Genomic DNA, 13,685 nt, shown 5'->3' on the forward strand with positions numbered 1-13,685 from the left:
CCCCCGGGGGGACCCGTGCAGCCCAGGTGGTGGCCGGCCGTGGTGTCGGTGCTCGCGATCGCCGCCCTGCCGGGCTGCACGGCGGACGACGCCGCCGGCCGGGCCGCGCCGGGCAGCGTCCCGGCGACCTCGACCTCCGCGCCCCCGCCCTCCGCCATGGCACCGCCCCCGGCTCCGGCGCCGACGGAGCCGGTCCCCGTCGCCCGCGACGCGGGGTACGCCGACGCAGTGGCCAGCTTCGGCGAGGCGCAGGTGCAGCAGGCGGTGACCGACCACGCCCGGATCGCCCGGATCGCGCTCGCCGACTGTCACCGCTGGACCACCGGCCGGACCGACCCCGCCCTCACCGGCCTGCTCGACCCGGCGCTGCTCAACCGCGTCGAGGAGGAGCTGCGCCGCCCGCCGGGGTCCGTGCCGTCCCTGCTGTCGCACCTGCCCGACGACGACGGCAACGGGCACGACCTCGCCGCGGCCGTCCGCACCGGCTGCGACGGCAGCGGCCCCCTGCGCTACGACACCGGCGGCGTCCCCAACGCGGTGCACGTCGACCGCAGCGACGGTGGGCCCCGCCTCGTGCAGGTCGCCTCGTACGCGGTGACGGTGACCTTCGGCGGCACCGTCGTCGGCGCCGGGCAGGACTGGGTGCTCACCTCGACCCCGACCGCGAGCGGGTGGCGGCTCACCGACGCCGCGGCCACCGCGCAGGTCAACTGGTTCCCCGCCTGAGTCGGTCGACCGGGCGGCGCGGGAACGGAGCCGTCCGCGACGGGTCGTGTGCGTCACGAGGGGCAGGGGTAGTGCGCCGCCGAGTCGCACACCACCGAGATCGAGGAGACCCCGTGACCGTTCCCGACACGACCACCCGCGACGCCGCCACCGGTCAGCGCGACATCAAGTCGCACGAGACCACCAGCTTCGCCGACCTCGGCAAGGAGATGTGGTCCTACCTGACGGGGAAGGGCGCGGCGATCAACTACGAGTTCGTCGACATGACCGTCGAGGTGCCGCGCGAGACCGGCCCGCAGGCGCCGCGGGCCACCTGGAAGCTCAACGGCACACTGCGCATCACCACCGCCGAGAACGCCAGCCGGGGATGACGCCGGAGGGCGAGCGCGCCCTCGAGGTCACCGCCGACCTCTCCGTGGAGGTCGACGGCGTCCCCGTGCGGGTGCAGGCCTCGGGGTCGGAGATCGCGGTGACCTCCGCCGACGTCCGGCGGCTGTTCGCCGCGGTGCGCGTGGCCGGCGGCGCGGCGACCCAGGGGTCGCCCGGCCGGGCCGACCTCGCCCGGGTGGCCGACACCCTGGCCGACCACGGCCTGACCGCGCGGCTGGACGGACCCGCCGGGCGGGTGCTGTCGCTGGGTGCCGACGTCGACTCGGCCGCCGGCTCCGCTCTGGTCGGTACCCGGCACGCGCGGCTGCACCCGGCCGGGACGCTGCGCAGCAGCGGACCGGCCGGCGTCCTGGCCGCGGCGGCACTGCTCGTGGGGGTCGCCGTCCTGGCCCGCCGCCGGGGCCGCTGACCCCGTCCCACCGGCCGCCGTCCCTCCTGCGGGACGGCGGCCGGTGCGCGCTCAGGCGGTGCGCGCCCCCTGCCACAGGTCGACGCCGGCATCGACGGCGTGCCGGTCGATGCGGGCGAGCTCGTCGTCGGTGAAGTCCAGCCGGTCGAGCGCGGCCACGTTCTGCTCGAGCTGGCCGACGCTGCTCGCGCCGATGAGCACGCTGGTCACCCGCCGGTCGCGCAGCGCCCAGGCCAGCGCCATCTGGGCGAGCGACTGCCCGCGCTCCTGCGCGAGGTCGTTCAGGGCCCGCACGCGCTCGAGCGCCTCGTCGGTGAGCAGGTCGGTCGACAGCGACTTGCCCTGGCTGGCGCGCGAGCCCTCGGGGACGCCGCCGAGGTACTTGTCGGTGAGCATCCCCTGCGCCAGCGGGGAGAAGGCGATGCAGCCGGCGCCGACCTCGGCGAGGGTGTCGAGCAGGCCCTCGGTCTCGATCCAGCGATTGAGCATCGAGTAGCTGGGCTGGTGGATGAGCAGCGGCGTGCCGAGGTCGGCCAGGATCGCCGCGGCCCGGGCGGTGTCCTGCGGCGAGTACGACGAGATGCCGGCGTAGAGCGCCCTGCCCGACCGGACGGCGGTGTCCAGCGCCCCCATCGTCTCCTCGAGCGGCGTCGTCGGGTCGGGCCGGTGGGAGTAGAAGACGTCGACGTAGTCCAGGCCCATCCGGCGCAGCGACTGGTCGAGGCTGGCCAGCACGTACTTCCGCGAGCCGCCGCCCTGGCCGTAGGGGCCGGGCCACATGTCCCACCCGGCCTTGGTCGAGAGCACCAGCTCGTCGCGGTAGGGGCGGAAGTCGTCGCGCAGGTGGCGGCCGAAGTTGGTCTCGGCCGAGCCGTAGGGCGGGCCGTAGTTGTTGGCCAGGTCGAAGTGGGTGATGCCGAGGTCGAAGGCCCGCCGCAGCACGGCGCGCTGGCGCTCCATCGGGACGTCGTCGCCGAAGTTGTGCCACAGCCCGAGGCTGATCACCGGCAGGTCCAGGCCGCTGCGCCCGGTGCGGCGGTAGGTCATGGTCTCGTAGCGGTTCTCCGCAGCGGTGTGGGTCATGGCGCTGTCCTGCCCCCGCCCCCGCTCGGGGAACCGCGGCGGTCGTCGTCACCGGGGGCGATCCGGGGCTCGGCGTGGGATCGAGCTCAACGGCCTGCACGCGGTGGTGCTCGACGTCGGGTGACCGTCCTCCCCGGCGGCCGGCCTGACGCCGGTCAGAGGTCGAGCAGCATGACGTCGGAGTCGCCCGACCGGCCGACGACGACGAAGCCGGCCCGCTCATAGAGGACACGGGCGCGGTTGCCGTCCTCGACGCTCAGCGACAGCGCACGGGTGCCTCGCGCCCGGGCGCGCGTGACGAGACCGTCGAGCAGGGCCGTCCCGGTGCCCTGCCCCCGCCGGGCGGGCACCACGCCCATCGAGACCTCCGGGACGTCCTCGGCGACGAACCCGTAGCCGGGGTCCCCCGGTGGGAAGGTGCGGCACCAGGCGGCCCCGACCGGTTCCCCGCCGGAGACGGCGACGACGCCGAGGTCGCCGGGCCGCGGCCACCCGGCCACGTAGTGGGACAGGCGGGGGTCGGCCGCGATGTCGTCGCGGGTGAGCCGCACGGTGCCCTGCCAGTTGACCGCGGAGTACAGCGCCTCGGTGAGCGCGCGACCGTCGTCGGCCGTGGCGTCGCGGAGCAGGACACCGTCGGCACGCACCGGCCGACGGTACCGACGTGCCGTCATGTCGACGTGCCGTCAGGTCGACCTGGCGACACGGGCACGGGCGCGCCTTCAGAACGGCGGTGGGTCGTCGTCCGGGTCGATCGGCGGCGGTGGTCCGGCCGGTCGTGGTGGTTGCATGCCGGGCGGTCTCGTGGTGCGGGTGATCCCCGACGGGGTGGTCAACGGTGAGCACCTCGTCGGGGCTCATGGTGAACCGCCAGCCGGGGGCGAAGGTCTTCAGCCGGTGGTGGCTGCGGCACAGGCAGCACAGGTTGGCGCAGTCGGTGGGGCCGCCGCAGGCGTGCGGGACGACGTGGTCGGCGTCGGCCCATCCGACCCGTTGGCCGCAGCCGGGGAAGCGGCAGGTGCGGTCGCGGGTGTGCACGAACATCTGCTGCGCGGCGGAGGGTGCGTAGCCGTCGACCGTGGCGGGCCGGTCGAGCACCGCGCAGGCGCAGTCGGTGCCGGGATGGGCAGTGCAGCCGCGGCGGATGAGGCGGCGCAGCCGGTCGAGGGTGGTGGTGGCGCGCAGGGCACCGTCGTCGTCGGTGAGCGCCAGCGTCACCGACCCGCCCGCCGGCGTGCGCACGCCAAGCCCGTCGAGGCGGGCGAGCAGCTCCCGGAGCTGACCGATGGTGATCGGTAGCCCGTTGACCTCGCCGGCCTCGGAGGACTCACCCACCAGGGCACCGAGCGGGGCGATCAGCTGCAGGTGCGCGGTGACCGGCGGGCGGGTGTCGTCCCAGGGCCGCTGGACGAGGTCGGCGAGCACCGCGGCGCGCAGCTGCCCGACCGGGCGCTCGTCACCGTCCTTCTTCAGCAGCACCGCGAGCTGGTCGACCAGGTCGAAGCACGCCGCGGCGACCGGGGCGGGCAGGTCCGCGGCCAGGGTGCTCATGCCCTCCCGCGGGGAGGGGTGGACGCGCACGTCGGCCTGCCGCTCGGCCTCCTTGCGCCGAGCATCGACCGCATCCGCATCGACCGCCAGCAGCGCCGCGACCGCCCGCTTGCGCAGGGTATGGGTGATCCAGCCGGCGGCCTCGGGCAGCAGCCGGGACTCCACCTGCCGCGCCACATCCGGGTCGGTGTGCTGCAGCACGTCCACCAGGACCTTCGCCCGCGCCTCGTCCAGCACACCCTCGGCCAGCGCCGCCCAGGTGCCGGGCAGCGACTCCCGATAGACCCAGGCCCGCTGCGCCAGCAGCGACGCCGACCGGCGCCCGCAGTTGAGGACCACCGCCAGCTCGGTGGTGAAGAACTCCGAGACGCCGGGCAGCTCGGGATCCGGCGCCCACGAGCCCTGCCGTGCACCCGGAGTCCCGGGCGTGGGGTCGAGGTCGTCAGGGGTGTCGTCGGCCAGGCCCAGCACCAGTTCCGCCTCGTAGGCGGCGGTCATCGCCTTGACGGCCTGCACCCGCGCCAGCTCGGCGGCCTTCTGCTCCCGGGTCAGCAGGCCGACCGGCAGCCGCTGCACCTCCGGCGCCCCGGCCAAGAGCAGGTCGAGCAGACCACCGGCGAACGGCGGCTGGTCCTCCTCGATCTGCTCCACGGGACGAACCTACGACCGGGGTACGACAGTTCCCGCAGGTCAGCGACGAGCCGGTGACGAACGAGCGGAGTGACGGCGCCGGAGACGCCGCCGGCCAGCGGGAGCGGTGCTTCCATGACCGGCATGACGACGCAGCGGGTGGCGGTGCTCGGGCCGGGCGGTGTCGGCGGGCTGCTGGCGGCCCTGCTGGCGCGGGTGGGCGCGGAGGTCACCTGCCTGGCGGGTGCGGGCACGGTGGAGGTCCTGCGCCGCGACGGCCTCCGCCTCGAGAGCGCCCAGCTCGGCGACTCCACGGCCCGGGTGGACGCCGCCGAGCAGCTGGCCGGGCCGGTCGACGTCTGCCTCGTGTGCGTCAAGGCCACCCAGCTCGACGCCGCCCTGGAGCGGGTGCCGGCCGGCGTCCTCGGCGGTGCGCTGCTGGTGCCGTTCCTCAACGGCGTCGAGCACGTCGGGGAGCTGCGGCGGCGCTATCCGGAGGCCGGCGTCGTCCCGGCCGCGATCCGGGTGGAGAGCACGCGGACGGCGCCGGGCGTCGTCCGGCACGGCAGCCCGTTCGTGACCGTCGACCTGGTCGCGAGCGGCGGGCTGGAGGACGGGGTGCGGGAGCTGGCCGAGCTGCTCGGGCGTGCGGGGGTCGCCGTGCGGGTGGGCGACGACGCGGCGGCCGTGCTGTGGGGGAAGCTCGCCTTCCTGGCGCCGTTCGCGCTGCTCACCACGTCCGCGCGGGCCACGGCGGGCGAGGTCCGCGAGCAGCGCCGCGACGACCTGCTCGCCCTGGTCGCCGAGGTCGCGGCGGTGGCCGGCGCCGAGGGCGCCCCGACCGACGCCGAGGCGGTGGTGGCCTTCTTCGACGGCGTCCCGGCCGGGATGCGCTCGTCGATGCAGCGCGACGCCGAGGCGGGCCGGCCGACCGAGCTCGACGCGATCGGCGGCGCCGTCGTCCGCGCGGCCGGGCGGCACGGCCTGGCCGTCCCGGTGACCGCCCGCTACGTCGCGGAGCTCTCCGCCGGCTGAGCGCCCAGCGGCCGGGTGGCCCCGGCCGCGAGCAGCCCGGCGGCCAGCACGACGAGGACGACGAGCAGCGCGTCGACGATCCCCGTGACCTCGGCGACGACGCCGATCAGCGGCGGGCCGGCGAGGAACGCGGTGTAGGCGATCGAGCTGACCACCGAGACGCGGGCGGCCGCACGCACGGGGTCGTCGGCGGCGGCGCTCATGCCGACCGGGAAGCCGAGCGCCGCGCCGGCACCCCACAGCACCGCGCCCGCGACGGCCAGCGGCAGCGCCGGCGCGGTGACGAACACCAGCAGCCCGAGGACGGCGGTCGCGCCGCCCACCCGCAGGGTGACCACCCGGCCCCACCGCGCGAGCAGCGAGCCGCCCAGCACCCGGACGGCGGTCATCGCCGTCACGAAGCAGGCGAACCCGACCGCGGCGACGGCCTCCGAGACGCCCTGCCCGTCGACCAGCGCCACGGCCAGCCAGTCGTTGGCGCTGCCCTCGGTGAACGCGAAGGCGAGCGTGAGCGCACCGACCAGCAGCGTCCGCGGCTCGCGCCAGGCCCGCCCGACCCCGGACCCCTCCGACCGCGCGGCCTCCTCGCCGGGCCCGGCCGGGAGGAAGGAGCGGACGGCGACCGCGACCGCGGCGAAGGACGCCCCCGCCACGACCAGGAGGTGCACCGGCAGCGGGAGCGCCAGCGCCGCCGCCGCGGCGCCGAGCAGCGCGCCGGCCACCGTGCCGAGGCTGAACCCGGCGTGCAGCCGGGGCATCAGCGCGCGGGCCAGCCGCCGCTCGACGGCGGCGCCCTCGATGTTCATGGCGACGTCCCAGCCGCCCACGCCGGCACCGGTGAGCGCCAGCCCCACGCCGGCCAGCGGCACCGAGGCGGTCCCGAGACCGGCGGCGAGCAGCAGCTGGCCCACGGTGGTGACGGCGGCGCCGGCCAGCACGGTGCGCGCCGGGCCGAGGCGGTGCACGACCGGGCCGGTGGCCGGCAGCGCGAGCCCCGAGCCGAGCGCGAGGCACAGCAGCAGGAGGCCGAGCTGGGCGGCGGAGAGGTCGAGCGTGTCGCGGGCGGCCGGCACCCGCGAGATCCACGACGCGAAGGCGAACCCGTTGACGATGAAGGCGGTTGCGACGGCGGTGCGGGCCCGCCCGACCGTCGGGGCGGTGGTGCTGGCGGTCACGGCTCTCCTCTGCGTCGACGCGGCCGGGACCACTCTATCGAATCGATTCGACACCGCGTCGTGGTGGCCAGCCGCGCCACGGCCGTAGCGTTCCGGTGTCCCGATCCGCACAGGAGGCGCACGTGACCGACCGGCACCGGCCGACCCTGGCCACCGTCGCCGCGCGCGCCGCGGTGGCGCCGTCCACGGCGTCCCTGGCCTTCTCCGGGTCCTCGCGGGTCGCCCCGGCCACCCGCGAGCGCGTCCTCGCCGCGGCCGCGGAACTCGGCTACGCCGGGCCGGACCCGGTCGCCCGCTCGCTGCGGTCGCGGCGCAGCGGGGTGGTCGGCGCGATGATCGGCGAGCGGCTGGCCTACGCGTTCACCGACCCGGTGGCGGTGCAGCTGCTCGACGGCGTCACCGAGGTGCTCAGCCCGCTCGGTGTCGGCCTCCTGCTCCTGCCCGGGGACGCCGACCGGCGCGGCCCGACGGTCGGCCAGCTGGCGCACGTGCCGCTCGACGCCGCGGTCTACGCCACCTGCGGACTCGAGGACGACCCCGCCCTGGCGCACCTCCAGCGCCGCGGGGTGCCGGTCGTCGCCGTCGACGGGCCCCGAGTGGACGACGTCGTCTTCGTCGGCATCCCCGACCGGCGGGGCACGGCGGACCTGGCCCGGCACCTCGCCGGGCTGGGCCACCGCCGCGTCGCCGTCGTCGCGATGCCCTTGCGCCTGGACGGCACCCGTGGACCGGTCACCGCGGACCGCCGGGCGCGCGCGCACTACCGCGACGTGCGCGAGCGGCTGCTCGGCGTCGAGGAGGTCCTCGGGCCGGTGCCTGCGGTGGAGGGCGCGAGCAACTCCGTCGAGGAGGGCGAGCGGGCCGGGCGGGCGCTGCTCGACGTCCCGGCTCCCGACCGCCCGACCGCGGTCGTCGCGCAGAGCGACCTCATGGCCGCAGGGGTCCTGCGCGCCGCCGAGGGGCTGGGCCTGCGGGTGCCCGAGGACGTCAGCGTGGCCGGCTTCGACGGCGTGGAGCTGCCGTGGCTGGCGCCGGTCCGGCTGACCACCGTCGTGCAGCCGACCACCGAGAAGGGCCGCGTGGTGGGCCGGGCGGTCGCCGAGCTCGTCGAGGGCCGGCGCCCGGACGACGTCGTCCTCGACGTGCACCTCTCGGTCGGCACCACCACCGGGCCGGCCCCGGGCTGAGCGGCGCCGGCTCAGCCGGCCCGGAGCCCGGCGGCCAGGCCGGCGGCGACGACGGCGATGCCGAGCCAGACCGCGGGCGAGGGCGCGGCACCACCGAGGAGGACCCCGGTGCCGGCCGCGGCGACCGGCGCGATCCCGGTCAGCAGCCCGGCCCGACCGGCGCCGAGCCGGCCGACGGTGGAGTACCAGAGCACGAACGCCACCGCGGTGACCGCGACCGCCAGGAAGCCGGCCGCCAGCAGGTCCCGGGCGGTGAGGGTGGCCACCGCAGGCGGCCCCTCCCACACCAGCCCCCACACGGCGAAGGCGACGGCGGCCAGCCACGTGGTGTGCACCGACACACCCCAGGCCCCGTGCCGGCCGAGCACCGGCACCGCCAGCAGCGTGAACGCGGCCTCGCAGAAGGGGACGACGAGCGCCCAGCCGACCCCGCCGCGTCGGTGCGCCCGAGCCCCTGCACGAGCACCGCCCCGACGGTCACCAGCCCCGCGGCCGCGCAGACGACGGCGGAGGGACGGCGCCCGCCCAGCAGCGGGCCCACCACCGCGAGGACCACGGGCACGCTGGCGACGGCAACGCCCAGCACCGCCGGTTCGGCGTGCGCGGACCCGCGGACCAGCGCCACGTTGAACAGCACCAGGCCGGTGCCGGCGACCCCGGCCAGCCACAGCCACTCGGTGCCCCGCGGCCGGACCGGGCGCCGCCCGGCGCAGCGGGCGAAGGCCACCAGCAGCGCGCAGGCCACCGCGTAGCGCAGCGCCTGGGTGGTGGCCAGCGGCGCGTGCGCCAGCAGCCCGGAGACCGCGGCGCTGCCCCCGACGAAGGCCACCGGCAGGGCCCCGGGCAGCGCGGCCGCCGCCGGTGACCGGAGGGCCTGCGCGGGTGCGGGGGAGGCTGCCGTGTCGACCACGGTGCGAGCCTGGGCGCGGAGCGGTCCGGCATCGAGGACCGATCGGGAACTGGTGGGATGGACCGATGGGCGACGGGCAGCACGGGACGGACTTCCTCCAGCTGCACCGCCGGGCCGCTCCGCCGCGGGGGCTGACCGGCTGCTGGCGGGCGAGGTCCGCGCCGCGGTCGCCGACGGCCGGCTGCCCGCGGGCACCGCGCTGCCGCCCACGCGGACCCTGGCGGCCGAGCTCGGGGTCGCCCGCGGCGTCGTCGTCGAGGCGTGGCGCCGGCTGGCCGACGAGGGCCTGGTCGAGAGCCGGGTGGGCGCCGGCACCGTCGTCGCCGCCCGGACCGCACCGGCCGCCGTCCCCGCCCGGCCGCGGGAGGTCCCGCCGCCGGAGGACGGCCCGCTGCTGCCGCTGCGCACCCCGGCCGGCGTCGACGTCGACCTCTCCCCCGGCGTGCCCGACCTCTCGGCGTTCCCCCGCGCGGCGTGGCTGCGCGCCGAGCGGGCCGTGCTGGCCACCGCCGGTGCCGCCGACCTGGGCTACGGCGACCCCCGCGGCCACCCGCGGCTGCGCGCCGGGTTGGCGGCCCGGCTGGCCCGGACGCGCGGGGTGCACGTCGACGCGGACGGCGTCCTGGTCGTCTCCGGGGTGGCGCAGTCGCTGACGCTGCTCGCCGCCGTGCTGCGCGCCCGGGGCGAGACGGTGTTCGCGATGGAGGACCCCGGCTCGCGCGGCGCCCGGGACGCCCTGGCGCACTGGGGCGTCGAGCTGCTGCCCGTCCCGGTCGACGGCGACGGCGTGCGGGTGGCCGACCTCGCGGCCACGCCCGCGCGCACCGCGCTGCTCACCCCGGCCCACCAGTTCCCGACCGGCGTCGTCCTGGCCCCGCACCGCCGCCGCGAGCTGCTGGCCTGGGCGCGGGAGACCGGCGGGCTGGTCGTCGAGGACGACTACGACGCCGAGCACCGCTACGACCGGGCGCCGGTGCCCGCGCTGCACGCCGGCGCCCCGGACGCCGTGGTGCACACCGGCAGCACCTCGAAGACGCTCGCGCCGGGCATGCGGCTGGGCTGGCTGGTGCCGCCGGCGCACCTGCACGCCGACCTGGTGGCCGCCCGGCACGCCAGCGACCTCGGCAGCCCGGCGCTGCCCCAGCTGGTGCTGGCGGAGCTGCTCAGCAGCGGCGGCTACGACCGGCACCTGCGCGCGGTGCAGGGCCGCCAGCGCGCCCGGCGCGACGCCGTCGTGGCCGCCGTCCGCGAGCACCTGCCCGCGGCGCGCGTCGAGGGTGCCGCCGCCGGGCTGCACCTGCTGCTCACCCTGCCCGGCGGGGACGACGTCGCGCTGGCCCACCGGGCCCGCGACGCCGGCGTCCTGGTGCACCCGCTGTCCTGGCACCGGCAGCGCCCCGGCCCGCCCGGAACCCAGGCCGCGGGCGGGGCCGTCGTCCGCGGCGTCGCGGCCGCTGCGGTGCCGGCGGACCAGCTGCGCGGCGGCGGTGCCGCCGAGCTGGTCGACGTAGGCCCGCGCCGCGGGCTCCCAGTGCCGCAGCGCGTCGTCCATCGAGCGGAGCACCTGCTCGAGCAGGCCGTCGCAGGTGCCGAGCTCCTCGGCCGGCTCCACCGGGGAGTCGGCGCCGGCGGCGTCCTGCAGGGCGGTGTCGGCGAGGTAGAGGTGCACCGTGCTCAGGTCGCCGCCGAGCTCGACGGTGAGGTCGCGGCCGGCCGGGTGGATGAACAGCCCGCCGGCGGGGACCTGCCGCGCGCGGCCGGCCGGCCCGCGGCCGCGGCGCACGGTGACCGGCTCGTCCAGGTGCAGGACCACCAGGTGCGTGCCGGCCGCGTCGAAGGACTGCCGGTAGGGGCGCTCACGCTGCACGGAGAGGTACTGCCGGTCCCAGCCGAGGCCGGCGCTGGTGCGCTCGGGCCGGACCCACGGCTGCCGGAGGATGCCGTTGGTGTCCGCGAGTCCCAGTTCGTCCGACACCCGTCCCGCTCCCGCCGATCGGCCCTGACCGCTGTGAGCTGCGCGACCGCGAGGGTATCCGCCGCGCCCGCCCGCGCCTGCGCCCTCAGGACACCGGCGGAGGGCCGGTGCTGGTGCGGACGACGAGCTCGGTGGGCAGCGTCCGGGGGCCGGCTCCCGGCTGCCCGGCCAGCCGGTCCAGCAACGCCCGCACCGCCTCCTCGCCCTTGCGCCGGGTGGGCTGGCGGACCGTCGTCAGGCCGAGCCCCGCGGCCGGGGCGGCGTCGTCGAAGCCGGCGACCGACAGGTCGGCGGGCACGCGCAGGCCGAGCCGGGCCGCGGTGCGCAGCACCCCCTCGGCGAGCCGGTCGCTCGTGCACAGCAGCGCGGTGGGCCGCGGGTCGGTGGCCAGCACGGCCGCCGCGCCGGCCGCACCGACCGCCGGCGTGCTGTCCTCGCCGTGGAACACCGGCACCCCCGCCCAGTCGATCCCCACGCCCGCGGCGGCGTCCCGGTAGCCGGCCAGGCGGTCGCGGCTGACGGCGTAGGTGGCCGCCGCCTGCCCGGCCTCGTCCACCAGACCCCGGCGGATCGGCTCGCGGTGCAGGCCGAAGGAGACGACGGCGATCCTACGGTGCCCGAGAGCCAGCACGTGCCCGGCCACGGCGGCCGCGGCGGCCCGGTCGTCGATCCCCACCCAGGGCGTGTCCGGTGCGCCCAGCTCGGCCAGCCGGTCCGGCCGGGGCTGGTCGACGACGGCCAGCGGCAGCCGCCGGCCGACCGCGGCCACCACCAGGGGGTCGTCGTCGGCGAGCGAGGAGACGACCATCCCGTCGACCACGGCATCTGTGACCGCGGCCTCCCGGCGGTGTGCGTCGACGGAACCGGGCACGAGCAGCAGTCCCGCTCCCGCCGGCTCGGCGACCGTGGACGCACCGGCGAGCAGCTCGACGGCGACCGGGTCGTCGAAGGCGTAGGACAGGCCGTTGTCGTAGGCGACGCCGATCGCCCCGACGCGGCCGCGCCGGAGCCCGGCCGCGAGCGGGTTGGGCCCCGGGTAGCCCAGCCGCCGGGCGGTCGCCAGCACCTCCTCGCGGAGCCGGTCGGAGAGCTGGTCGGGGCGGGAGAAGGCGTTCGACACGGTCTTGGCCGAGACGCCCAGCTCCTCGGCGATGGCGCGCAGCGTCACGGGACGGTCGGTCGGCACCAGGCCATCCTCCGTGCTTCATCGATGAAGAAGACGGGTAGCGCCCCTGCCATGACCCAGGCGAGGCCCGCGACGGACAGCCGGTGGACGGTCCCCGCCCTGTGCGCCGTCCAGTTCGTCGACGTCCTCGGCGCCACCGTGGTCACCGCGGCGCTGCCGGCGGTGCTCGCCGACCTGGGTGCACCGGCGTCCGCGGCCGGCGCGGTCGTGACCAGCTACGCGGTGCTGTTCGGCGCCCTGCTCGTCCTGGGGGCACGCCTCGGCGACCGGTTCGGCCACGGCCGGGTCCTCCAGGTGGGCGTCGCGGCGTTCGGGGCCGCCTCGCTGGTCGCGGCGACCGCACCGACGGTCGCCGTCCTGGTCGGCGCCCGCGGCGCACTGGGTGCGGCGGCCGCCGCGTCGGTGCCCTCGGCGTTGCGCCTGCTGACCGCCGCGGCCCCGGACGGGCAGCCGCGCCACCGGGCGCTGGCCGCGTGGAGCGCGACCGGCGCCGCGGCCGGGGCGAGCGGGCTGGTCCTCGGCGGGGTGGTCACCGACCTCGCCGGCTGGCGGGTGCTGTTCTGGGCCAACGTGCCGCTGGCGGTGCTCCTGCTGCTCGCCGTCCGCCGCACGGCTCCGCCCACCCCACGGCAGCGCAGCGGTTCCCTCGACGTGGCCGGCGCGGTGGTCCTCACCACCGCGGTGGCCGCCGTCGTCACCGGGGCCGCCCTGCTCGAGGGCGAGGCGGCCCGGGGCGCCGGGGTGCTGGCCGTGCTCGCCGGGCTGGCCGCCGCCGGGCTGCTGCCCGCCGTCGAGCGCCGGGCGCGCGACCCGCTGCTCCCCCGCGCCGCCCTCGCCGACCCGCGCCTGCGCGCCGGCGCGCTCGCCTCCGCCGCGAACACCGCCACCACCAGCTCGGCGGTCACCCTGGCGACCCTGCACCTGCAGCAGGCCGCCGGGTTCGGCCCGACCGGGGCGGGTCTGGCGCTGCTGCCGTTCAGCCTGTGCGTCGTCCTCGGTGCCGGCCTGGCTGCGCGGCTGCTGCGCCGGACGTCGCAGCGCGCCACCGCGGCGCTCGGGCTCGCCGCCATCGCCGTCGGTGACGCCGCCCTGCTCGCCGTCGGGCTCGGCGCGTGGGTGGTGCCGGGCGCCGTGGCCGTCGCGGGACTGGGGATCGGGCTCTCCTCGGTGGCGGCGACGTCGCTGGGCACCGCCGTCGCACCGGCGCTGCAGGGCACGGCCGCGGGGGTGCTCAACACCGCGGCGCAGTTGGGCACCGCACTCGGGGTGGCCGTCGTCCTCCTGGTCGCGGCGGCGAGCACCGGGTCCGCGCTCCCCCTGACCGGTGCGCCGCTGGGCTGGCTGGTCGCCGCGGCGGCAGCCGTGGCGGCCGCGATCGCCCTCCGGCGGGGCGACCGGGCGTGCGACGACGCCGGCTCGGCCTGACCC

13 protein-coding genes and 2 pseudogenes are annotated in these 13,685 nt (G+C 77.9%); 9 read left to right on the forward strand and 6 right to left on the reverse strand.

What is annotated here, in order from left to right; genetic code table 11:
* Positions 1–15: 15 nt before the first annotated feature.
* The 3 genes from BMZ33_RS20535 (at position 16) to BMZ33_RS20545 (ending at position 1,525) form a co-directional block, all read left to right on the forward strand.
* Complete coding sequence (locus tag BMZ33_RS20535; RefSeq protein ID WP_169064641.1) at positions 16–726, forward strand: hypothetical protein; 711 nt, start codon at positions 16–18, stop codon at positions 724–726.
* Positions 727–839: 113 nt separating this feature from the next.
* Entirely contained in the window at positions 840–1,097 is a 258-nt protein-coding gene (locus tag BMZ33_RS20540) for a hypothetical protein (protein ID WP_169064642.1), read from the forward strand.
* Entirely contained in the window at positions 1,094–1,525 is a 432-nt protein-coding gene (locus BMZ33_RS20545; RefSeq protein WP_091115774.1) for a hypothetical protein, read from the forward strand. The genes BMZ33_RS20540 and BMZ33_RS20545 overlap by 4 nt, the downstream gene beginning before the upstream one ends.
* Positions 1,526–1,576: 51 nt before the next feature.
* Here BMZ33_RS20545 and mgrA read toward each other — a convergent pair whose 3' ends face one another.
* Together mgrA and BMZ33_RS20555 are read right to left on the reverse strand one after the other, a co-directional pair.
* On the reverse strand, positions 1,577–2,608 hold the full coding sequence (mgrA, locus tag BMZ33_RS20550) for an L-glyceraldehyde 3-phosphate reductase (RefSeq protein ID WP_091115776.1): 1,032 nt from the start codon (positions 2,606–2,608) through the stop codon (positions 1,577–1,579).
* A gap of 155 nt (positions 2,609–2,763) precedes the next feature.
* Positions 2,764–3,255, reverse strand: coding sequence for a GNAT family N-acetyltransferase (locus tag BMZ33_RS20555; RefSeq protein WP_169064643.1), 492 nt, complete (start codon positions 3,253–3,255; stop codon positions 2,764–2,766).
* Between the two features lie 157 nt (positions 3,256–3,412).
* Here BMZ33_RS20555 and BMZ33_RS22850 point away from each other — a divergent pair, with 157 nt between their 5' ends.
* The 3 genes from BMZ33_RS22850 to BMZ33_RS20570 all read left to right on the forward strand — a co-directional run bounded on the left by BMZ33_RS22850 (position 3,413) and on the right by BMZ33_RS20570 (position 5,824).
* Entirely contained in the window at positions 3,413–3,907 is a 495-nt protein-coding gene (locus BMZ33_RS22850; RefSeq protein WP_169064644.1) for a hypothetical protein, read from the forward strand.
* Positions 3,908–3,973: 66 nt separating this feature from the next.
* Positions 3,974–4,867, forward strand: coding sequence for a hypothetical protein (locus BMZ33_RS20565; RefSeq protein ID WP_091115786.1), 894 nt, complete (start codon positions 3,974–3,976; stop codon positions 4,865–4,867).
* Between the two features lie 66 nt (positions 4,868–4,933).
* On the forward strand, positions 4,934–5,824 hold the full coding sequence (locus BMZ33_RS20570; RefSeq protein ID WP_169064645.1) for a ketopantoate reductase family protein: 891 nt from the start codon (positions 4,934–4,936) through the stop codon (positions 5,822–5,824).
* On the opposite strand, the gene BMZ33_RS20575 is transcribed toward BMZ33_RS20570, so the two are convergent.
* Positions 5,797–6,999 (reverse strand): MFS transporter, encoded by a 1,203-nt coding sequence (locus BMZ33_RS20575; RefSeq protein ID WP_169064646.1) that lies wholly within the window; start codon positions 6,997–6,999, stop codon positions 5,797–5,799. The genes BMZ33_RS20570 and BMZ33_RS20575 overlap by 28 nt on opposite strands.
* 122 nt (positions 7,000–7,121) lie before the next feature.
* Between BMZ33_RS20575 and BMZ33_RS20580 the strand changes: the two genes are divergently transcribed.
* Positions 7,122–8,186, forward strand: coding sequence for a LacI family DNA-binding transcriptional regulator (locus BMZ33_RS20580; protein ID WP_091115796.1), 1,065 nt, complete (start codon positions 7,122–7,124; stop codon positions 8,184–8,186).
* 11 nt (positions 8,187–8,197) lie between these two features.
* Here the strand turns inward: BMZ33_RS20580 and BMZ33_RS24745 are convergent, their stop codons facing one another.
* The gene (locus BMZ33_RS24745) at positions 8,198–8,560 is read right to left on the reverse strand and encodes an EamA family transporter (protein ID WP_425283691.1); all 363 of its coding nucleotides are present in this window, start codon (positions 8,558–8,560) and stop codon (positions 8,198–8,200) included.
* Positions 8,561–8,703: 143 nt separating this feature from the next.
* Positions 8,704–9,096, reverse strand: a pseudogene (locus tag BMZ33_RS24750) (hypothetical protein); the annotation flags it as partial.
* Positions 9,097–9,148: 52 nt separating this feature from the next.
* Between BMZ33_RS24750 and pdxR the strand changes: the two are divergent.
* A pseudogene (pdxR, locus tag BMZ33_RS24755) lies at positions 9,149–10,432 on the forward strand (MocR-like pyridoxine biosynthesis transcription factor PdxR); the annotation flags it as partial.
* Positions 10,433–11,156: 724 nt separating this feature from the next.
* On the opposite strand, the gene BMZ33_RS24290 reads toward pdxR, so the two are convergent.
* Positions 11,157–12,257: a LacI family DNA-binding transcriptional regulator gene (locus BMZ33_RS24290; RefSeq protein WP_244524313.1), complete on the reverse strand. Its 1,101-nt coding sequence runs from the start codon at positions 12,255–12,257 to the stop codon at positions 11,157–11,159.
* 51 nt (positions 12,258–12,308) lie between these two features.
* Here BMZ33_RS24290 and BMZ33_RS20600 point away from each other — a divergent pair, with 51 nt between their 5' ends.
* Positions 12,309–13,682 carry an MFS transporter gene (locus BMZ33_RS20600; protein WP_169064649.1) on the forward strand — a complete coding sequence of 458 codons (1,374 nt, stop codon included), beginning with the start codon at positions 12,309–12,311 and terminating at the stop codon, positions 13,680–13,682.
* The last annotated feature ends 3 nt before the right edge of the window (positions 13,683–13,685 follow it).

It is taken from the genome of Geodermatophilus dictyosporus (genome assembly GCF_900115505.1).
In the GTDB taxonomy this organism is placed as follows: domain Bacteria; phylum Actinomycetota; class Actinomycetes; order Mycobacteriales; family Geodermatophilaceae; genus Geodermatophilus; species Geodermatophilus dictyosporus.